The 21,063-nt window shown below is 41.6% G+C and carries 15 protein-coding genes and 4 pseudogenes; 14 read left to right on the top strand and 5 right to left on the bottom strand.

What is annotated here, in order from left to right; genetic code table 11:
* Positions 1-270 (top strand): annotated as a pseudogene (locus tag ACKTT2_RS04710) (hypothetical protein); the annotation flags it as partial.
* Positions 271-703: 433 nt separating this feature from the next.
* On the opposite strand, the gene ACKTT2_RS04705 reads toward ACKTT2_RS04710, so the two are convergent.
* On the bottom strand, positions 704-1,042 hold the full coding sequence (locus tag ACKTT2_RS04705) for a DUF6679 family protein (protein WP_407884485.1): 339 nt from the start codon (positions 1,040-1,042) through the stop codon (positions 704-706).
* A 191-nt stretch (positions 1,043-1,233) separates the two neighbouring features.
* Between ACKTT2_RS04705 and glgA the strand changes: the two genes are divergently transcribed.
* Positions 1,234-2,712 (top strand): glycogen synthase GlgA, encoded by a 1,479-nt coding sequence (glgA, locus tag ACKTT2_RS04700; protein ID WP_407884483.1) that lies wholly within the window; start codon positions 1,234-1,236, stop codon positions 2,710-2,712.
* A 429-nt stretch (positions 2,713-3,141) separates the two neighbouring features.
* Positions 3,142-4,695, top strand: a complete 1,554-nt coding sequence (locus tag ACKTT2_RS04695) for a cation:proton antiporter (RefSeq protein ID WP_407884481.1) — start codon at positions 3,142-3,144, stop codon at positions 4,693-4,695.
* Positions 4,696-4,761: 66 nt separating this feature from the next.
* Here ACKTT2_RS04695 and ACKTT2_RS04690 read toward each other — a convergent pair whose 3' ends face one another.
* Positions 4,762-5,334: a DUF3124 domain-containing protein gene (locus tag ACKTT2_RS04690; protein ID WP_407884479.1), complete on the bottom strand. Its 573-nt coding sequence runs from the start codon at positions 5,332-5,334 to the stop codon at positions 4,762-4,764.
* 9 nt (positions 5,335-5,343) lie between these two features.
* Positions 5,344-6,021 (bottom strand): potassium channel family protein, encoded by a 678-nt coding sequence (locus tag ACKTT2_RS04685; RefSeq protein ID WP_407884477.1) that lies wholly within the window; start codon positions 6,019-6,021, stop codon positions 5,344-5,346.
* Positions 6,022-6,282: 261 nt separating this feature from the next.
* Between ACKTT2_RS04685 and ACKTT2_RS04680 the strand changes: the two genes are divergently transcribed.
* Positions 6,283-7,866 carry a Na+/H+ antiporter gene (locus ACKTT2_RS04680; protein WP_407884475.1) on the top strand — a complete coding sequence of 528 codons (1,584 nt, stop codon included), beginning with the start codon at positions 6,283-6,285 and terminating at the stop codon, positions 7,864-7,866.
* A 17-nt stretch (positions 7,867-7,883) separates the two neighbouring features.
* On the opposite strand, the gene ACKTT2_RS04675 is transcribed toward ACKTT2_RS04680, so the two are convergent.
* On the bottom strand, positions 7,884-8,855 hold the full coding sequence (locus ACKTT2_RS04675) for a 2-hydroxyacid dehydrogenase (RefSeq protein WP_407884473.1): 972 nt from the start codon (positions 8,853-8,855) through the stop codon (positions 7,884-7,886).
* A gap of 531 nt (positions 8,856-9,386) precedes the next feature.
* On the opposite strand from ACKTT2_RS04675, the gene ACKTT2_RS04670 reads away from it, so the two are divergent.
* From ACKTT2_RS04670 to ACKTT2_RS04640, 7 genes and pseudogenes are all read left to right on the top strand, one after another.
* Positions 9,387-9,836 carry a hypothetical protein gene (locus ACKTT2_RS04670; protein WP_407884471.1) on the top strand — a complete coding sequence of 150 codons (450 nt, stop codon included), beginning with the start codon at positions 9,387-9,389 and terminating at the stop codon, positions 9,834-9,836.
* A 291-nt stretch (positions 9,837-10,127) separates the two neighbouring features.
* Positions 10,128-12,773 carry a hypothetical protein gene (locus ACKTT2_RS04665; RefSeq protein ID WP_407884469.1) on the top strand — a complete coding sequence of 882 codons (2,646 nt, stop codon included), beginning with the start codon at positions 10,128-10,130 and terminating at the stop codon, positions 12,771-12,773.
* A 564-nt stretch (positions 12,774-13,337) separates the two neighbouring features.
* Positions 13,338-13,574, top strand: coding sequence for a hypothetical protein (locus ACKTT2_RS04660; RefSeq protein WP_407884467.1), 237 nt, complete (start codon positions 13,338-13,340; stop codon positions 13,572-13,574).
* Between the two features lie 13 nt (positions 13,575-13,587).
* A complete protein-coding gene (locus ACKTT2_RS04655; protein WP_407884465.1) occupies positions 13,588-13,755 on the top strand; it encodes a hypothetical protein in 168 nt (55 codons plus the stop codon).
* A 37-nt stretch (positions 13,756-13,792) separates the two neighbouring features.
* Positions 13,793-14,422 (top strand): annotated as a pseudogene (locus ACKTT2_RS04650) (hypothetical protein); the annotation flags it as partial.
* A 108-nt stretch (positions 14,423-14,530) separates the two neighbouring features.
* A pseudogene (locus ACKTT2_RS04645) lies at positions 14,531-14,953 on the top strand (tetratricopeptide repeat protein); the annotation flags it as partial.
* 84 nt (positions 14,954-15,037) lie between these two features.
* Positions 15,038-15,604, top strand: a pseudogene (locus tag ACKTT2_RS04640) (hypothetical protein); the annotation flags it as partial.
* An 892-nt stretch (positions 15,605-16,496) separates the two neighbouring features.
* On the opposite strand, the gene ACKTT2_RS04635 reads toward ACKTT2_RS04640, so the two are convergent.
* The gene (locus ACKTT2_RS04635) at positions 16,497-16,886 is read right to left on the bottom strand and encodes an IS66 family transposase (RefSeq protein WP_407884462.1); all 390 of its coding nucleotides are present in this window, start codon (positions 16,884-16,886) and stop codon (positions 16,497-16,499) included.
* Between the two features lie 231 nt (positions 16,887-17,117).
* Here ACKTT2_RS04635 and ACKTT2_RS04630 point away from each other — a divergent pair, with 231 nt between their 5' ends.
* From ACKTT2_RS04630 to ACKTT2_RS04620, 3 genes are read left to right on the top strand one after another with little or no spacing between them, the layout of a single operon-like run.
* Positions 17,118-17,975, top strand: a complete 858-nt coding sequence (locus tag ACKTT2_RS04630) for a PD-(D/E)XK nuclease family protein (RefSeq protein ID WP_407884487.1) — start codon at positions 17,118-17,120, stop codon at positions 17,973-17,975.
* 30 nt (positions 17,976-18,005) lie between these two features.
* Positions 18,006-18,644 carry a GNAT family N-acetyltransferase gene (locus ACKTT2_RS04625; RefSeq protein WP_407884460.1) on the top strand — a complete coding sequence of 213 codons (639 nt, stop codon included), beginning with the start codon at positions 18,006-18,008 and terminating at the stop codon, positions 18,642-18,644.
* 3 nt (positions 18,645-18,647) lie between these two features.
* Positions 18,648-21,011 carry a single-stranded-DNA-specific exonuclease RecJ gene (locus ACKTT2_RS04620; protein ID WP_407884458.1) on the top strand — a complete coding sequence of 788 codons (2,364 nt, stop codon included), beginning with the start codon at positions 18,648-18,650 and terminating at the stop codon, positions 21,009-21,011.
* Positions 21,012-21,063 lie beyond the last annotated feature (52 nt).

Genomic DNA, 21,063 nt, shown 5'->3' with positions numbered 1-21,063 from the left:
TTGATTTTTGTTGACTCTTTTATTAGTTTTTTTGTACTATTTTATTCGGCTCTGACAGTTAGGGTGCGGAATGGGGGATATAACGGAACTGTACTTCGATTCTACGTACTTACCTCTGGAAAATACTCAGAAGTACAGATGAGTCCAACTTTTGCGCCTATACCAGTGAAAGAGATTCCTCACTTTATTCGAGAAAGCAGAACAAATGGGGAAATGTCAACAACTCGCGCTTTTCGCAATTGGGTGAGACGGGAAATTGAAAACCATTGAATACTTGAACCAATTTCTTTAACGGTTGAACTCTGCTTCTGGTAAATCAGCAAAAGCTTTACCAACTGTTACATATGGCAACAAACCAAATAATTCAGGTTTAGGTGTATGAGTGGGTAAAGGTAAGCTAACATATGCGCTTGGTGAGCTAAATGTTCAAACACAGCCTTGTTGTTCCACCAATGGTTCTTTGAAGAAGGTTTGTTGGCTTGATGAAAATAAAAATTTCCTTGCAAAACACATCTTGGACAGGTGTTAGTGTATGGATAAATTAAAAGCACACTGGAGGCGGAGCCTCCCAATCAGGCATTCCCAGGCGGAGCCTGGGAACGAGGTGGACGAGGTGGACGAGGTAGGGGATCTGACCTATCGTTCCCCAGCTGCATCCTTAAAGAAGTCGGGGATCTATAAAGTATGAAACCGATTGGATATTTTATTTCTCTTCCTGCTCTAGCAGCTTGGCAAGCTTGTTCTTGATTTCTTGCACTTGCCGATCGCTCTTTGGCAGTGTTAACAAACGAACTTCTATTTCTGCAATATTGTCAATTCGAGTGGTTTTCTCCCACAGTCTCTTTTCTGTATCCGATTCATGCTCATAACGAAATGTTACAGTATCGTTGCTGACATCCATGATTTCTACATTCTTCAACCAGCCGTTACTGCTCTTGACAAAAAGCCAAACATTAGACAACCCAATGAGTTCCTTGAGCTTACTCTCCATACCCATAACATCTAGATTTTTGGTTTTAAAAATATTAACATACTCTGTCAATATAGCTTAAGACGTATTCTTGCACGTATTCTAAATATAAGGAAGGATATTTTCACGGATAGATGGCACTTATCCAGTCACTCGGTAATTTTGTTCCTCATGAATAGGTAACTTACTTACCAAGAGATACATCTTTTCTGTAATTATGGAGAACATAATATAAGGTAAAATTTTATTAAGCGAGGATAGACATGTACATCGTTCACCTTGCCTCAGAATGCGCTCCTGTTATTAAAGCTGGAGGCTTAGGCGATGTCGTTTATGGACTCAGCAGAGAATTGGAAAACCGGGGGCATTGCGTCGAAATTATCCTCCCGAAGTACGACTGTATGCGCTACGACCACATTTGGGGGTTGCATGACGCTTACATGAACCTGTGGGTACCCTGGTATGGTGCGGCGATTCACTGTTCGGTCTACTGTGGGTGGGTACACGGGCGAGTGTGTTTCTTTATTGAACCTCACTCACAAGATAATTTCTTTAATCGAGGCTGCTATTACGGTTGCGATGATGACAATATGCGATTTGCGTTCTTCAGCAAAGCCGCTTTGCAATTTTTGCAACACAGCAACAAGCGACCTGATGTCATCCATTGTCATGACTGGCAAACGGGTTTAGTTCCAGTAATGCTCTACGAGATTTACCAGTATCACGGAATGGGTACTCAGCGGGTTTGCTACACCATCCATAATTTTAAGCATCAAGGCTTTGGCGGTGGTGAAATTCTACAAGCGACGGGTTTAAACCGACCAGAACACTACTTCCAAGGCGATCGCCTGCAAGACAACTTCAACCCCTTTGCCATCAACTTGATGAAAGGGGGGATTATTTACTCCAATGCAGTCACGACAGTTTCACCCCACCATGCCTGGGAAGCTCGTTACACTAGCATTGGTTACGGATTGGGACACACCTTACACCTACACCAAGATAAATTTACTGGAGTTTTGAACGGCATTGATTGCGATTTCTGGAATCCTGAAACAGACCGTTACATACCCCATCACTTTAGTCAAGATAATTTTGAAGAGAAAGCGAAGAACAAAAAAGCTTTACGAGAACGGTTGCTGCTACAGGATGTCGATAAACCACTCATTGCTTACATTGGTCGTTTGGATGACCAAAAAGGCGTGCATCTTGTCCATCACGCAATGTACCACGCCATTCACAACGGAGCACAATTTGTGCTATTAGGTTCGGCAACAGAATCAAAAATCAATGCTCACTTCCAGCACGAAAAACGGTTCTTAAACGACAACCCCGATATTCATCTGGAACTTGGCTTCAATGAAGAATTATCTCACTTAATTTATGCAGGGGCAGATATGATTGTTGTTCCCAGTAATTATGAACCCTGTGGGCTAACTCAGATGATTGGTTTGAAGTACGGTACTGTACCGATAGTTAGAGGAGTGGGTGGACTCGTCAACACAGTGTTTGACCGAGATTACGATGAAAACAAACCTCCAGAAGAACGGAACGGTTACGTGTTCTACCAATCTGATTATAATGCTATTGAGTCGGCAATGGATCGCGCTCTGAAGTTGTGGTACAACGAGCCAGAGGAATTCCGCAAACTTGCCCTCCAAGGAATGAAGTATGACTACTCTTGGAACCACCCAGCAGAAGAATACGTGAAGATTTACGACCGGATTCGATATCAGTGGTAGTAGATTAGTTCATCTTTGCTACCTGTAGATTCTTCCCTTGCTCTCTTATACGGGCAAGGGATTCATTTTTTCTCGTGTTTTGCAATTCACAGACAATCCTCAAGCTTATACCATTTTGGATTTTAGATTTTAGATTTTAGATTGAGAAAGTCATGTCTAAACTTAATTTGGGTCAATTATCTGTCGCATTTTTTGTTCACATGGTATTAGATAGGATATAAGTAGAGTTATAGGCGCGATTTTTTAGTTTTATCACAACGCTATCCAGACCACTATGCCGTTGTCTTAGCAGCCCAAATTGCGATCGCGAACACTTCAAGGATCATCTGTCCCCAACATTTGGAGAAACATAAAGAAAATTTTTTGACATTTGTATAACCTTTCTGGCAACGTTTATCAAAGAAGTCAAGACAAATTTGTATAACCAAAGTGGATGTAGCTTCCTTAGTCACTGTTTCAATTATTTTGCTGCTTTTAGCTACCGGCGTTGCCTTGTTAACGCGACAGCTTCGTGTTCCTTACGTCACAGGGTTAGTGTTGGTTGGTTTGCCGATCACCGAGCTATTCTCTCGTCGTATTGGTTTAGATCCAACCCTGGTTTTGAATCTTTTTCTGCCAATTCTATTATTTGATGCTGGCATCAATACAGATATTAGTCGCCTACGAAGTACATTTAAACCAATTGCCCTCCTGGCTGGTCCAGGGGCTGTGTTATCCAGTGCTATTATTGCCGTCCTGTTGAAATTTGGTCTGGGGCTAGCTTGGATACCGGCTCTATTTGTAGGAGTCATTCTGGCAAACACGGATACGGTTTCAATGATTGCTGTCTTTAAGGAAATTCCAGTACCCTCACGACTTTCCACCATTGTTGAAGGAGAAACTTTATTCAATGATGCCGCTGCTCTAGTTTCATTCAACCTAATTGTACAAATCTATTCGACGGGTTCGCTCACGTTACTACAAGGAATCCAACAGCTGCTATTTATCGCTTTAGGAGGCTGCGGAGTGGGGTTAGTCTTGGGCTACTTGAGCATACCTATCTTTGCTCGTTTAGACGATCCCCTTAGCAGTCTTTTACTAACTGTGGCAGTTGCATTAGGAACTTTTCAGGTAGGTCAATTTCTAGGTGTATCAGGTGCTGTGGCTGTAGTTGTTGCCGGATTGATCTTTGGGAATTTTGGGCTTTCTGGCAATACTTCCGCTTCTAGTCGCATTACCCTATTAAGTTTCTGGGAATATGCCAGTTTTAGTGCCAACACCTTTATTTTTTTGCTGATTGGTATAGAAATAAACCCAGTAATGCTCTGGAAGGCTTTACCTGCAGTTCTACTTGCAGTTTTGGCATATCAAATTGGGCGAGTTCTTACGGTCTACCCACTGCTAGCAGGGATTCGTTGGTTTGACCGTCCCATTCCGCTACGCTGGCAACATGTACTATTTCTAGGTAACATCAAAGGTTCGCTCTCAATGGCTCTGGCGTTAAGCTTACCCACTACACTGCCAGGACGAGAAGGTTTCATCACTTTAGTCTTTGGCAGCGTGCTGGTGTCATTAGTGGGTCAGGGTTTAAGCTTGCCGTGGCTGGTAAAACGCTTAAAATTATCTAAGTTTTCAGAGGCTCAGCAGCAGGTTGAAGAATTGCAAGCTCAATTAATTACGGCTAAGGCAGCGCAGGATGAATTAGACAACCTGTTGAAGTCAGGAGTGTTGCCAAAGTCTGTCTATGAGGAGATGCGTTCAACATATCAGGTGCGTGTAGCAGGGGCAGAAAGGACACTGCGGGAATTCTACAATCGCCGCCCGGATGAGTTTGACGAAAACACAGGCGATCGCCGAAAACTTGATGCTATTCGTCGTCGTTTATTGCTAGCAGAGAAAGCATCACTAAACGAGGCAATACGCAAGCAAATTCTCTCACAAGAAATTGTCCAAGGGCGGATACAAAAGATTAACGAGCAATTACTGAAATTAGATGATGATTAGTGACACGGAAAATTGGGATAATTCCGAATAAACGGCTTAAATCTTACTTTCCATCCGTTTCTCTTGTCAAGAACCTCGTACAGAAGACGATCGCTTGTCATTATTTTGACTTTTAATAACTTTGCCAGGGCTGCTCCAGGAAATTCCTTGTTGAAAGTCAGTACCAATCATAACTGCTTCAACTATAGGCTCAGAAACTTTTGTTTGAGCTACCCACTCCACAATAAAGTTAGCCCCTACACCTCCACTCGTGTCAGTTCTATCTACAACAACATCAGTAGAAGCAAGAGCAGCAAGTTGAATCGGTTGTTTTAGATACTGTTTAACTAATTTACCATTTGAGTCATAGTAGCGTACAGAAGTCATGATGATAGGGTTGGTCAAATCAGTATTACGAATGCTGAGAGTAGCAGCTAAATTGAAAACCCTTTTTCCATCCCCATGATAGATGTGAGAGTAGATGGGAACATAAATAGTTTGACCGATCGCTGCCCTGAAATTTCCATCTAAAGTTACCACCTTTTGAGATTCATTTGCCACATTTATATCAGCTTTTATTTGTTGTGAAATCTCTGGTGATGTACAAGCTGTCAGTACGATCGCAACAATTACTAAATAAAAAAGTGGATATAGCTTCATTAGAATTAATCATTTACAACCTTCAATAAAATCAATAACTTCATGTAATGACCCTGGTTTAGTCACAATCAACACAGTTGAATTAGGGTCTAGTACTGTACTCCCGTTAGGAATCATCAAATCCTCATGGGGATGAGGTTGATAGCCAATAATGAGAGAACCAGTGGGAAAGCGGGAATCCCGAGCAATTTCAGCAACGCTACGACCAACAACATAGCAACTGTTTGGGATGGCAAGTTTTAGAACCTCAATCTGACCCTGCTCAAAATGCATCATTGATTCGACCTGCGGATACTCAATAGCATTCACCATTGTTGAAACTGCTAGATCTACAGTACTGATGATATGATTAGCTCCAGCTAAACGCAGCGGTTCGGTAAAATCGGGATGGCGCATCCGAGACAGAATATGAGGAACACCGTAGTACTTAGCAAGAGTTACCATCGCTAAATTCAAAGCATCATCCCGAAGAACAGCAGCCAGAGTATCAGCTTTACGAATTCCCGCCTCTAATAATACTTCTGTACTAACAGCACTTCCTTCAAAAGCCATCGCTCCCACTTGTTCGCGGGCATAGTGGCAAGCAGTAGGGTCAATATCAATGACGGCAACAGTATGCCCTAGTTCTACCAATTTTTGAGCCAAACTCAGTCCCACTAAGCCTGCTCCACCAATTAACACGTACATGGCTGCTCCTGACACTCTTCGACTTCCTACTTTACTTTATAAGAGTCAGCCAAGTTAATACGTAGTATATTACGAGATTACAGTAATTTGCCGAAATATCCTAATTCTCTGCTCTATTTGATAAGAGGTAATGTTCATTGCTAGGATAATTACCAGTATTTCAAAAAAATTCATTATCTTCAACATTAAAGAGCGCTTGCAAGCTCTTCTCAACCTCCACAAGTCAAACTATTATGTCCAACCAATACGTGTTTATATACTATGCATGAAATCGAGGTTATTCTCGGACTCCTTTTGGTTGTCGCCGCCCTTGCAGTCGTTGCCCAAAGGCTTGCGGTACCCTACCCGATTCTACTTGTCATCGGTGGGCTTGTCCTTAGCTTCGTACCTGGTCTTCCCAAAGTTGAACTAAACCCTGAATTCGTCTTTGTGCTCTTTTTACCGCCACTACTTACCTCTGCAGCTTGGTACACCTCTTGGCGCGACTTCCGAGCAAATCTCAGACCTATTTTACTGCTTGCTATTGGTCTTGTACTGGTCACCACGACTGCTGTTGCTGTAGTGGCGCATATAGCTATCGACGGATTTACATGGGCTGTGGGTTTTTTGCTAGGAGCTATTGTTTCACCACCTGATGCAGTCGCTGCTACCGCTATCACCCAGCGACTTAGTGTTCCTCGACGCATTATAACTATCCTGGAAGGTGAAAGTCTAGTTAATGATGCCACGGGGTTGGTTGCGTACCGCTTTGCTGTAGCTGCTGTCGCTACCAGTATGTTCTCACTTGGGGACGCTAGTCTGCGATTCTTTATTATGGGGATAGGTGGAGTGCTTATCGGATTGGCAACTGGATGGCTCATTGTGTGGATACACAAAGTTATGGATGATTCTTTGGTAGAGATCACTAGCACAATATTGATGGGCTTTGTTGCCTATTTATTAGCCGAACATCTTGGTGTATCGGGGGTACTGGCAGTCGTTGCAAATGGTATCTATCACCGTTGGCACAGTTCCGAAGTGCTTTCACCCACAACTCGTATCCAGACTATTGCGGTCTGGGATATCATTGTCTTTCTCTTAAATGGTCTCATTTTTATTCTTATTGGTCTTCAGCTACCAAGCGTTCTCAAAGAGATTTCTGAATATTCGACAGCTACTCTGATTTGGTACGCCGTCCTTGTCAGTGCGGTTGTCATTGGTGTACGTTTACTCTGGATATTCCCCTCTGCTCATATTCCAAGGATGCTCAACCGCAAACTACGCGAAACAGACCCGACCCCTCCTTGGCAGACACTCTTACTCCTCGGCTGGACTGGTATGCGTGGCGTTGTTTCACTTGCTGCAGCTTTAGCATTACCCCTCACAACAAGCAATGGCACTCCTTTTCCCGGGCGCGACTTGATTATCTTCCTCACCTTCTGCGTCATCTTGGTTACACTCGTGCTACAAGGACTCACCCTGCCAATACTGATTCGCTGGCTGAAGATTGTAGATGATGCTGGTAGCGAGAGGGAGGAGATGGAAGCTCGACGTACAGCAGCCCAAGCTGCGATGGCACGTATTGAGGAACTCTCTGCTCAAGATGGTGTGCTTGCACAAGCCCAGATGGTTGCATGGTTACAAACTCAGTACAAAGACCGTATTCAACGTTTAAGTGCTTGCTGTGAAGCTTTGGATGAAGGAAGCTACGAGCAATTAGCCGCTTTCCGGAGGCTACAGCACGAAGTGCTTGCTACCGAGCGGAGAACTACCATTAAACTGCGTAATCAGGGTATCATCAACGACGAAGTGTTGCACAGAATTGAGCGCGAACTTGATTTGGAGGAAGCGCGGCTTGGAAGTTAACGAATACTCCACTCTAATCAACTTGGGTGATTAACACAATAAGGCAATCGCTCACCTTTCAATCCAGCAATTAGGTTTGCGATCGCCATATTTGCCATTTTTTCCCGTGTTTGCTGACTAGCACTACCAATGTGAGGAGCAATAATCAGATTATCAAGCGTGAGTAACAAGCTATCAGTTGGAATTGGTTCTGGGTCGGTAACATCTATAGCAGCACCTGCAATTTGACCCTGTAAAAGTGCTTGATACAGGGCATCTTGGTTTATAACTCCTCCTCGTGCGGTGTTAATGAGAATAGCAGAGTGCTTCATCATTTCAAACTGCCGATAACTAAAGAAATGATAGGTATCATCAGACAAAGGAGTATGAATCGTTACAAAGTCCGATTCTTGCAGCAAACCTTCAAAACTCACAAACTCCACACCCAAAGATTTCTCTAGTTCTGCCTGACATCGCTGTTTGCTAGTATACAAAACCCGCATTTCAAACCCCTTGGCACGACGGGCAACTGCCTGACCGATACGCCCTAAGCCAACAATCCCTAAGGTAGCACCTGTAATATTCGGTCCTAGCAACAAGTCCGGTTCCCACGTCTGCCACAAACCAGCACGAGTAAACCTATCAGCCTCCACCACTCGCCGTGCTGCTGCCATCAATAATGCCCACGTAAAATCAGCAGTTGCATCTGTCAGAACACCAGGAGTATGACCAACCGGAATCTTTTTTGCAGTTGCAGTTGGGATATCAATGTTATCGTACCCAACTGCCATTTGGCTAATTACCTTAAGACAAGTTGCGGCTTCTATCAGTTGTTTGTCAATTCGGTCAGTCAACAAGCAAAGCAAGCCATCAATTGTTTTCACCTTTTCTAGTAAAACTTCATAAGGAGGCGGTTGGCGTTCTTCCCAAACTTCGATAGTCGCAACTTCTCGCAGTTGAGCTAAATCGGTGGGAAGGCGACGAGTAATAAAGACTTTGGCTTGATGCATAAGTTGAGGTTTACAAGGTTTTCGGATTTAGGGAGTGCATGCTCAGATCTGCCCGGAACTCCGACTTCTTGAAGAAGTTGGGGATCTAAGGAAAAAACATTGGGCGATTAAAATCGCGTCTATACAAACAAAGTCCACCTACGTGGACTTTATGTTAAGTCGAGGAACGCGAAGCGTGCACGGAGTGCATAGGCGGACTTCGTTTGTATAGCCCCAGAATTCTATTCTGAGGGCAATGCGCCAAATTAGGATGCCCCCTGACAACAGGAATTTCACAGGTGAAGGCAAGATTCTTTCGATCGTGAGCTTTTGATATAAATACTTGTACCTTTCTTATTTTAAGGAAAATTCAAAAACTGACTCTGTAGAACTACGAATTTACAAAATTCTGAAAAAGAAATATAAGAAATAAGAGAACAAATAAATAGTCAGTGATTTTATCTGCTTTAAACAGAAAAATAACGAAAATTATTTGAAAATTAGTTCTAGTTTTGAGTTAATCGCAACATAAATATCAGGAAGCACACCATAATGAACTTAATCGTGAAATCAAAAGCCTTTACACTCAAGGCTAGTTTTTCTTTCCTAGGTTTACTAGGAATAACAACACTTTTAGCGGCACCCGTATCTGCACAGACTGCTAGTGCAAGTGGAAGTTTTGTGTTAGTGAGACCTTCTGGCGGTTCACAAAGTATCAGTGGAGAAATCAGTTTACCTGCTGGGTTTTATTTTCAGGGACCTATGAATGTGAAACCGACAGTCACAACAGGAAAAACCGCAGGCGGAAATGACGAAAGCATTAGTAATTTACTGATCGATCCCGGTGCAGTCACTGCAGTCACTAATTCAGTCAGTGCTAACCCCTTTCTCCAAGAAGCAGCCGCAGCTTTAAAAGCTGCTACAACAGCCAATGATATTGCTGCTCAATCAGCAATTATTAAATCGGGGGCTGGGGTGAATGGTTTAAGCGGTCTTGAATAAAAAAGTTGCGTAGGTTGGGTTGAGGAACGAAACCCAACACAATAGTGAAAACAAAAACGAACGTAGGTTGGGTTGAGGAACGAAACCCAACACAATCATATATTTGTTGGGTTTCGCTGTCGCTCAACCCAACCTACAGATCTGAAAATTTTTCCGTAATGATTGAGGATTTCCATAGTCTGACTTCTACAAAATTTGAGTAGACATATTTTCTATGAAACTACTCAAATTCTTTTTCTTATGTTTAATTAAATGAAAAATTTAATCTTAATCAAAAATATACTGATATTTTTGATTTCTTCAATAACTTATGATTTTTACACAATAAAATTAGTAAAAGCTCTTGACAAAAATACCATAAATTGCTTTAAAACTGCCCAAGCACATACATCTTCAAGTCATCTAGAGACCATTGATAAAATTCAATCTACTCCCCTTCCTCAGTTAGAACCAAACCCTAAAGAACAAAAGGAAAATAATCAAAACCAAAATCAACAGAAGATTCTTCTAGACGCTTTAACAGTCAGTGCTAGTAAATATCCTTGGCTTGTTAATCCAACTGATAATTTAACCTTTTCTCCTCACGTCTTCCAACCTAATACAGATAATAGCTATTTTGATTTTGATATAAATTTTGCTAAAGAAAATCCCATTATTCAGAAATTTACATTTGCTTTTTTTCCTAAAGAAGACCAATTCTACTGGGTACTTCCTGGTAATAGAATTGTTTTTGAGACTCAAGGATGGCAGGGCGGAATTCTTTATCAAGGCAGATCGACTGACACCGAAATAACGCAAAGCATCACGCTAGAACAAGCATTCGGAGGGTTTCAAGCAGTTTCGTTCATTCCCAGTAATTTTGAGAATCTAACCGGGAATGTTGAAAATCAGAACTTTTCCATCATGGCTACTGGAGGACAAATAACAAATCCACCAGGAATTCCAGCCGATAAGGTGATGATTCACAGTGGAATTGATTCCAGAAATTCTAATGTAACGATTTTGAAAAATACTGTTCCCAATCTTGGTATTGGTTCGACTTACAGTTCAAATGGCGGTGGTTCTTTATTTCAATCCTTAAATGTTTCTAATTCTCCCCGAATTTTGCAAGGCTTTCCTACTGTTGATTTAAAACCTCTGCTCAATAATGGTAACGTGAGATTGGCAGAACGAGAGATTATTCCCAAACAGGTTTTAGAAGCTACAGGAATTTTCTGGGGAGATCCGCTCGCAGGAAAACCATCTCAATTTACAGCACCAATAACTTCTCTACCAGGGATTAAAGTCGCACAGTTAGGAAAGTTTGATAATACAGATTTATTAAACACCTTAGTCAATCCCTTGCAAACAGATATCGAAAGAGATTTACACTATCTCAATTCGTTATTTTGGGTGTCCTATGGTCAAAGAAAACCCAATTTTAATGTTAGTATACAACGTCAAGTTGAGAAAGATTGGCACAGAGTGTATTTTAGTCGCGTTCGCAATAGTACTACAATCGAGTACCACCCTGTGAATGTGAGTGCTTCTTATACTAATATTTTCGCGAATTCTGGTATATCACTCACACTTAATTTAGAAGATGGCAAGATTGATGAAACTCAAAGCGTCAATTCTACTATAGGAATGGCGCTTGGTTTAATTTTTGAAAATATTGATGTTAATAATCTTAAGACTCATCTTGAAGATGCTAAATCATACTATAACAATAGAGAGAAGTTTGCCAGCTTGACAACGAAAGCAACTGCTCTTCAAAGAAGGCAAATCAATTACAGGCTCGATCGCACATTATCTTATGCTAATTTGGTCAGTGGTTTAAAGCAGGTTTCTGGAACCATGACTTTTAAAAGCAAAATTACACCCGTTAATTCCAACATTGTTCAAGTGAGAACAGGGCTGTACAGACGGGGATTGCAGTTTTTAAATAAGGATAGTAGTCCAGTCATAGAAGGAAATACTTTTTTTTCTAAACTGAGACTTTCCAATGAAAATTTTGGTCTACTAACTTTTATCGGTACGCAGCTTCCTTCAGTGAAAACTACTGTGACTCCAATAAACGAATCTGCATCTGCCGAGATTATTTTACAACATCCCAACGGAAAAAGTTTTATCCAACAATTTAATTTAGCCGATACTGAGACAGTTCCCATTGGTATTAAATCATCAGATTTAGCTTTCGATCGCATTGAACTAACCAAAACCGATCGTCAAAATTTTCGCTTCAGAAGTTTTAATGGCTATTTATATTTACCAGCACTGGAAGTTGTGTATAGTGGTTCTTCCGGTCTTTTTAACTATAGCACTACGACAGGTTTTTGGTTTAATACTAATTCCAACACTGCTCCTAGTTTATTTCATAACAACATGGGTTTGCAAGAAGTTGCTTTAGGAATATACAGTAATATTTTACTGAACTTTCAGAAGATAGATGTGCAAAGAGATACTAACAATAAACCAAAAGCAATTAAAACTTCCGCTTCATTCTTAAATGTAAATTGGAATAGTGCCAGTAATATAAACAATCCCTTTTCCGCTACCCTCAGTTATTCCTACTCCTATCAAAATCAGAACTTTGGATTCTCACTGACTCCAGGTATTGCTTTTATTGAAAGTCGCGATCGCAATGAATGGACAAAATTTCTCACCACACAATTTAGTCTAAAAACTGGCTTAGAATGTAAGACAACACTAGAACTAGGCAAAGAACTTTTTTTTGACTTAAATGCCGTACAAAAAGTTGCTCAAGACATATCTATCGGAGCTTATCTCAAAAATTTTAGCGAAATTAATCTTGGTCTTGACAGTCGAGCTTCCAACCTTAACTATGGCATTATTATAAAACAAAATTTTATCAATAACAATAGATATTTAGAGGCTCAAATCGGTATGGGAGAAAAAGGATTTGACGCTCGATTACAAGGAGGATTACAATTTTGACATTAAACCTCTTGCACAGTCAACACTTCGTAATAATTATCTTTTTGGCGTCATTTTACTCTCTATATGCTCTAAAATTACTATTATCTCTCTAACTCTTATCTCTGTATCCTCTGCACCTGGTGAGGTTTCTTAGAGCGGTAATCTCTTAGTAGAAAGGGAGTATTACTCTAACCCTTGTGGTTAAGACATTTCTTTTGCACCAAAATCAAAAATATCCTATGCTTTTTCAGCAGTTTTTATTGCAAACAGTGTTACTAATATATCAATCGCCTATTTTAGAGAGGGGATCTGTGACTCCGGCGTATGCTTTTGGGTGCGCTCCAGGAATTTCACATTTCCGTAATCCTACTAAGACAGAATGAGCATTTAATGCCTGTGCAGAGCGAGGGAGCGGGAGAGTGTCATAAGGTAGACATTCGGTATTGGGGGGAAACTGGGAGAAATTGCCAACTACCAAATATAGGGATTGAATTTCCCCACAACAAAAATCAAGATTTTGAATTTTTTAGAAAATAGCTTAAAATCTTGGTTAAATTAGCGTTAATATAGAAATTTTTATATATGATTCCCAATTTTCAACTATTAAAGCGCACTTACAATGCTTTTGACCCATTTCGACCTTTACCTGCTGGAGATCCTACATATGTCGATTGTCGGGAAGTGCGTGGAGATGGCGACATTTTAGTCGAGGTAGGTCGAGAGATTTTGATGTCTGATAGGATGACTTGCCAGCTTTGTTTTTTTACTACGTCAGTTTGGTCTCAAGTATTTTATTCATCGGGCTCCAGATTTTTATGATTGGCGTTCCGGAGTGTTTGAATTTGGTGAAGAAAAGGTTCCTGTTACAATAGATATAGAAACAAAGTTGTATCAGCAGTTAGAATATCTAGCTACAGCTAATTTGAATCCAATATCAGCAGTTGCTGCACAAGCAGTTGCTTTCTACTTAGCTCATCGAGAGGTGGCAGATGAAAAATAACTCATTAAAAAATATTTCAGCACTCCACTCCTCAGAAATGAACGAGCAAGTTATTAATACTGATGCTTTAGGAATCGATACTGATGCCTTAGTGCAAATGTTATGCCAGGAAATGCAAGCTGAGGTGAAAACATCACTTGAGTGCATGGAAGCCGTAGCAAAGCGCATAGCCCGAGAGGTAGAATGTATTTGTGATAAGAGTTCTCGTATTAAAACGTCCGGACAAGTTACGTCTTGGTTAATCACTTTAGCTAGACATCGGTTACAAAAATGCTTGCACTACTACCAATTAGGTTCAAAAAAAGGTCGTCAGGAATTACACAGTCAACTGGGTGCTATAGTTTATCGTCACGTTGCTACACCTAACTCCGATTTAGGGTTTGATGCCCTTTACAACCTAATTGAAGACTTCTTGCAAGCATTTTACTTGGAAGCTATTAAGGCTTTCCGCCGGGAAAACGAATTAGCTGAAGACTACACGCCTCGCACTCAACTAGAGCTGGTAGAATACATGGCGTTTACCGAACAGTATGCCAAGCGCCACATTAACTTACCTGGTGGTGCAAACCAACAGCTTGTCATACTGCGTGCTCAAGGTTTTGCTCGCCGTTTACCTCAAGAAACAACAGCTGATATTGAAAGGTTGGTTGAGTCTGGCAAGACTGAAGTTCTTTCTGACAACTTACAATCAGTCAATAGATCTAATCTGACGTTTTACTTGCCACAAGAACTGTACACTCAGCTCGTGTTTTTCTCAGATTATGACGTGGATTTAATGTCAGAAATTGTTGGGCAAGCATTTGCCTCTTTCTTAGTTAATACAGATGTGTCTGATGTATCTAATCAAAATCAGCAAACTTATACTTATAAGGATTATGACAAAATTTTAGAAATGAACCCTAATGACTATAAGGCTTGGTATGGTTACGGGGTGGTGCGAAAAAATTTAGGTAGTTACGAAGAAGCGATTGTTTACTTAGATAAAGCGGTAGAAATCAAACCTAATTACTACAAAGCCTGGTACGCTCGTGGTAATGCGCTATATGGATTAGACTTGTACGAAGAAGCAATAACTAGCTACGACAAAGCTATTAAATTTAAACCTGATTATGCTGAAGCTTGGTATTACCGAGGGCAAGCACTCGCTCAATTAGGCAGTCACGAAGAGGCGATTGCTTCTTATCTGGAGGTTATAAAAATTAGACCAGAATTACATCAAATATGCTACAACAAAGATATATCACCAGTATATTTAAGCAGCTTTGAGCAAGGAGAAATAGCAGAGTCTGGCGAAACTAATAATTCAGAATCATACCAACGCAATTCGGTAGTTCAACAAGTGCCTTCTCAAATAATTGCACAACCAAACTTCGCTCCGGCTGAAGAATCCGAACGCGATCGCGTCATATCGGAACTGGTAGATTATTTAGAATCGCAAGGACAATCTGACTGTGTAGATTACCTAACATTAAAATTGCAAGATTTTTCCGCCCCAGAAATCGATCGAATTCTCGGTCTTACCAGTCGTCAGAGGGATTATTTACAACAGCGTTTTAAATATCATGTGGAAAAATTTGCCAAACAACACCACTGGCAATTGGTACACCAATAGTTGGGTGCTGGATTGGAGCAAAAGTTTGGTTTATCCTCTCAACAGTGGGATATATTTTTAAGTCAACTGACCGAACAGCAACGCCAAATACTAGCGCTAAAAGCTGAAAAGCAAACCGATCGAGCCATCGCTAAAGCTGTTAAATGTACAACCAAACAACTACAAAAACGCTGGACTCACCTGTTAGAACTTGCGTGGGATATTCGTAACGGAAATACTGAAATCCAGGTCGGTTAAAGTCATGGTTATTTACATCTACTCCGTCTAAAAAGTAACCGTTCAGGGGGGAGTGCTCAGGAATATGCCCATTGCCTCATTAATAGCTCTGGGCAGAGATATTAGACCTTGAGGAAGGGACGTAGATTTGGGGAAATTGACCAGGCGATCGCAAACGAAGAGGAAGGGATGTAGATTTGGGGAAATTGACCAGGCGATCGCAAACGAAGAGGAAGGGATGTAGATTTGGGGAAATTGACCGGGCGATCGTAGACGAAGAGCAAGCCCTATATAGTTAACACCCCAGAACCCAGGACTGCTGATGCTCACCAAGGGAGTTACAATTACATTGCCAGATTTTTGCTCCAGTTATAAAAAAGGCAATATGTGCAAAAGTCTGAAATCCTCTTTCTCAGAGCCCCTTGCCCCCAGCAAAGCTGCCGTCCTGATGATAAGTCTTTCACCGGACTTGATATTACTCATTGATCAGATCTGGAAGCAAAGAAGGAGCTTCTTTGCCAAGGCGTGCACGACTCAACCGCTTGTGTCATAAACTCCAAGACATTACGTCGCTGAGATTTGAGAGTCGTCACCACAGTCAACATTCGCGCCACAAAAGTGCGTTGCAGCTGTTGTTTGAGAACCAAAACTAGTACGTCGCTTTTCGGACTGCTGGACGAATAGCTCTTTCTACTGCATTATTGGTTGGCTCCAGCACCAAGGGTGGTGACAAAAAGCCACATTGCTCTTTCGACCTTGAGTAGTTGTCGGCAAGTGCGAACTGACGCATGCCAGAGGGGTTTTTTCAATAGATGTAATTTGGTAATCAGCCCCTTCCAGCAATAGTTCTTTGATATTGCATCGAATATCAGAGGCTAATTCAACAAAGTCACTTCGAGCCAAAGTACCATCCCTAACAAGGGTGCCATAGCTCGAATAATTTCTCTTGTTGCTTAACTAGCGCCGTCCCTAATTCTTTGGATACCCCAGTCCGTTCTGAGATTTTAGTAAATTCGCGTTTCAAGTGCGCCCAACACAACTGCCGACGTTCCAAGTTAACCCAGTTGTAAGATGCGTATCTGTCTGAATTTAAAATACCTGTAAAGTTCTCCGACAGTAGGTTTTGAGCAGCTTGGGTACAACGAGTCAGGGCTATCTGAAAAAATGTCACTAGGGGTGTAACCGCAACCCAAAGCCAAGCCTGATTCTCTTTGGGATTACAACCGTCGATATTACCTTGTAATTGCGCTTGTCTCATCTGCTCCAACAACATCTGATTGCTGAATGTAGTGTTTGGCTTCATCTACACAACTTGCAATTGCATTGCTTGCTTCGAGCCTGAGTTTGTTTACTGTTCCTAACGACATTGAGATGTCAAATAATTCTGCTAGGACGCTTTGTAGCATCCGATGACTAGCGATGCTGCCATAGATAATATATAGGAATCACATAAATGATTTATGAAAAATTTTAAGTAGGTAGGGCATTGCCCACCCTACTACTAGACAGCGATGCTCCCGTAGATAATATACATATGCTGACCACTCAAGCTCAACTATTACGACTTTCACAAGGACAACTCAACCTACTCGAACGTTGTCCCCGCCAATTTCAACACACTTACTTAGAACAACTTCATTCTCCTTCTAATCCAGAGCATGAGGAACGGCAAACTTTGGGTAGTCGCTTTCACCTGCTCATGCAACAGCGAGAAATGGGGTTGCCTATTGATTCTCTCTTAAAAGAAGATGCTCAATTACAAAGCTGGATGACAGCTTTTGCTAATGCAGCACCTGAAATTTTGACGCCTTCCTCTCAAACCCAAACTTTTCGTGAAAGCGAACATTACCGAACACTCCAAGTTCAAAATTATTTACTGGCGGTTATTTACGATTTATTGATTGCAGATAAAGAGCAAGCACAAATTCATGACTGGAAAACTTATCCAAAACCACCCAATAAAAGTAAACTAGAACAAAACTGGCAAACACGGCTCTATATGTACGTTTTAGCTGAAACTAGCAATTATTTGCCAGAAAATATCTCTATGACTTACTGGTTTGTCCAATCTGAAGGTCAATTACAAAGTGTTAAGTTTGTTTACAGCACCTTTCAACATCAACAAACGACTAATCGGCTGAATCAACTCCTAAATCGGTTAACATATTGGTTAGAACGTTATTATCAAGGAGAATTATTTCCCCAAGAACCTGACGGCAGCAAAGCCTGTAACTACTGTCAATACACAATACGGTGTAATCGAACGCAAGTTATATCCGAGCAAACATCTGCGCTCGCTCTTAGCGCAAGCCCCCCCCAGCTTATCGCAACTCCTGCGCTAGCAGCTACAACCTTACTCAATCTAGAGAGCATTCAGGAAGTGAGCTTATAAATTGCAGATAACTTTTAAATTTATTACTTTATGCATTTTGATGATAGTGATGCGGTTTATGTCCGCGAATTAAGAATAGACGACATTGCCCCTGTTTACCACTTGGGCGAAGAGTTATTTACCAGCGATTTATATCCTTATCTATATCGTTGTTGGGATGAATGGGAGGTGATTGGACTTTACAACACCGATCCAGAATACTGCCTAGTTGCCGAAGTTGATGGGTATCTTGCAGGATTTATTTTGGGAACTATTATTACCAAAGCCAGTTGGACATACGGATACATTTTGTGGTTGGGAGTTAGCCCCAAATTTCAGCGTCGTGGCGTGGGAGATAAACTAGTTGATAAAGCTGTTTCACGTATGATAGAAGACGGGGCGCGATTCATGTTAGTGGACACAGATCCTGCCAATGTTCCAGCCGTAAAATTCTTCACCCGCAAAGGTTTTGGTAATGTCCGCCAGCATATTTTCCTATCTATGAATCTTAGCAGGCACGAGTACTATGGCAGACTGATTGACTACGAACACCAAAAAGCAGAAAGAGCGGGTTATAAGCGTTCTCGTCCTGCCATGCGTCCTCGCAAAACTGATGGAGTAGCTGGTGAAATTGCCCTCAATACTTTGGTAGCTGACGCTCAAACGACTGAGGAGCAAACTCCTGTTTAGGTCATGCCAATACCACAACAGCAATGGATTCTTGCACAAACCGAACAACCACCTGAATGGTTCGTTCAGGCGGTGAAACAATACGCGCCCGCATCATGGGGAAACTTTGCAGCGCAATTGTTGTGGCAAAGAGGAATACAAGATGAGGCAACATTAGCTGCTTTTGTCAGCCCTCAAGCTTATCAATCAGCAAGCCCTTTTGAGTTTGGGCAAGAAATGGATTTGGCTGTACGACGGTTACAAAAAGCTTGGGAAAACAAGGAACGAGTTGCTATTTGGGGTGACTTTGACGCCGATGGTATTACCTCCACTGCTGTCCTATGGGATGGGTTGGGACAATTTTTTACTCAAAACGAGCAGTTAATTTACTACATTCCCAATCGTCTTACCGAATCCCATGGATTGAACTGTAAAGGGATTGAAAACATCGCCAAACAGAGTTTTCCATTAATTGTAACTTGCGATACTGGTAGTACAAATATAGAAGAAATTACTTACGCAAAACAGTTAGGGATAGATATTATCGTTACCGACCATCATACTCTACCAGCAGAACGTCCATCGGTAACAGCGATTATTAACCCACGATATTTACCAAACACTCACCCACTCTTTAATCTTTCTGGCGTAGCTGTAGCTTACAAGTTGGTAGAAGCTCTTTATCAAACTTTGCCAAGTGTTCCACAAACGTCTTCACTAGAAGATTTACTGGATTTAGTAGCGGTTGGGCTAATTGCCGATTTAGTTCAATTGAGTGGAGATTGTCGCTACTTAGCACAATTGGGAATTCAGCGACTGCAAGAAGATTTTAAGAAAACACCTGAAATGCGCCGTCGTCCCGGAGTGGGACGCTTATTAGAATTGTGCCAAAAAAATGGCGATCGCCCCACAGATATTTCCTTTGGCTTAGGTCCCCGAATCAATGCTGTCAGTCGCATTCAAGGAGATACAAGTTTTTGCGTGGAATTACTGACAAGTCGAGACCAGAAAAGAGTCAGCGAACTTGCGGAGATGACAGAACTAGCTAATGCCCGTCGCAAATCTTTACAAAAAGATGTTACCCAGCAAGTAGAGCAAAAGCTTGCCAGAATGGACTTATCAACCACTAGTGTTATTGTACTGGAAGATCCTCAATGGGCAGTAGGTGTTTTAGGATTAGTAGCAGGACAAGTCGCGCAGGAGACAGGGCGACCAACTATTTTGTTAAGCACTGAGGGACTGGAGATTGGGGACAAGGAACTGAGTAATGAGAATTCCCAATCGCCAATCCCTAATCCCCAGTCCCTTGCTCGTGGATCTGCTCGTTCGATTAACTCAATCGATTTGTACCAACTTGTTAAAGAACAAGCACATCTTTTACATCGCTTTGGAGGACATCCCTATGCAGCAGGATTAAGCCTTCCAGTAGAGAATATTCCTTTATTTACAGAAGCAATCAACCAACAGTTACGACGATCTTTGGCAGGTACAAACCTCATACCAACCTTGCAAGCCGACATAGCCGTGACAGTAGCAGATTTGGGAAAAGAATTATTTTTAGAACTGAAACTGCTAGAACCCTGTGGAATGGGAAATCCCGTACCAAAACTTTTAATTCAAAACTGCTGGTTTGAAAACGCATGGCATCGCAATCAGCAAGATTCGCGAGGAAAAAAAGTACAGTACATCAAAGCCGAGTTTGATATTCGGGATGATTCCACAAAAAACCCTTTTCCTGGAGTCTGGTGGGGACATTATAAGGATGAATTACCTCTGGGAAGGTGTGACTGCATAGTCGAACTCGATTACAACACCTTTAAAAAACGTTATGAAATCCGAATTGTAGCAGTACGTTCCTTACAAGAATCTGCTTTTAGTCAGCGAGGCGCACGTATACTCGATTGGCGTAACACCTCCCCTTCTCCGCCGCCCCCTCCTTCCTCTCCCCTCCTTATCGAAAAATGTCCCACGAGTTGGGACGATTTACGGGCTTGGTTAAAACGTTCCCTTTACGAAGGACAACCACTAGCACTTGCTTGGAGCAAACCCAAGCACAAACCACCAGAACAAATTTGGTTAACTTTAGTAGGGCTTGCCAAATACCTCAGCCGTACACATTACCCAGTCACGCGCATTCAGTTATTAGACAAAGTTGGTGTAGGCGACCACGCATTACTTTTAGGGTTAAGAGGTTTAAAATACTTAGGTTTTAGAATTACGCGCCAAGACCGCGCTCTAATTTTTACTCAACACTCAAACATTGAATCAACCCTTGCAGAGACAGCCATTGCCCAATTTTTAGTCGCTGTCCGAGAAGAACAATTTCAGCAACAGTATTTTGTGGATGTGCCTTTATCTACAATAGAAGCGATCGCAAACAGTAGTTAGTTGTTAGTTGTTAGTTGTTAGTTTTTGGTCACTGGTCACTGGTCACTGGTCA

Source organism: Scytonema hankhaensis NUACC26 (assembly GCF_045865695.1).
GTDB lineage: Bacteria > Cyanobacteriota > Cyanobacteriia > Cyanobacteriales > Nostocaceae > Scytonema.
Note: the sequence above shows the minus strand (reverse complement) of the source record. Positions and strands in the feature narration are given on the sequence as shown.

Coding starts and splice junctions, on each gene's coding strand:
- glgA (WP_407884483.1), top strand. CDS start 1,234: ATGTACATCGTTCACCTTGCCTCAGAATGCGCTCCTGTTATTAAAGCT.
- ACKTT2_RS04690 (WP_407884479.1), bottom strand. CDS start 5,334: ATGAAGCTATATCCACTTTTTTATTTAGTAATTGTTGCGATCGTACTG.
- ACKTT2_RS04685 (WP_407884477.1), bottom strand. CDS start 6,021: ATGTACGTGTTAATTGGTGGAGCAGGCTTAGTGGGACTGAGTTTGGCT.
- ACKTT2_RS04680 (WP_407884475.1), top strand. CDS start 6,283: ATGCATGAAATCGAGGTTATTCTCGGACTCCTTTTGGTTGTCGCCGCC.
- ACKTT2_RS04675 (WP_407884473.1), bottom strand. CDS start 8,855: ATGCATCAAGCCAAAGTCTTTATTACTCGTCGCCTTCCCACCGATTTA.
- ACKTT2_RS04670 (WP_407884471.1), top strand. CDS start 9,387: ATGAACTTAATCGTGAAATCAAAAGCCTTTACACTCAAGGCTAGTTTT.
- ACKTT2_RS04660 (WP_407884467.1), top strand. CDS start 13,338: ATGATTCCCAATTTTCAACTATTAAAGCGCACTTACAATGCTTTTGAC.
- ACKTT2_RS04635 (WP_407884462.1), bottom strand. CDS start 16,886: ATGAAGCCAAACACTACATTCAGCAATCAGATGTTGTTGGAGCAGATG.
- ACKTT2_RS04630 (WP_407884487.1), top strand. CDS start 17,118: ATGCTGACCACTCAAGCTCAACTATTACGACTTTCACAAGGACAACTC.
- ACKTT2_RS04625 (WP_407884460.1), top strand. CDS start 18,006: ATGCATTTTGATGATAGTGATGCGGTTTATGTCCGCGAATTAAGAATA.
- ACKTT2_RS04620 (WP_407884458.1), top strand. CDS start 18,648: ATGCCAATACCACAACAGCAATGGATTCTTGCACAAACCGAACAACCA.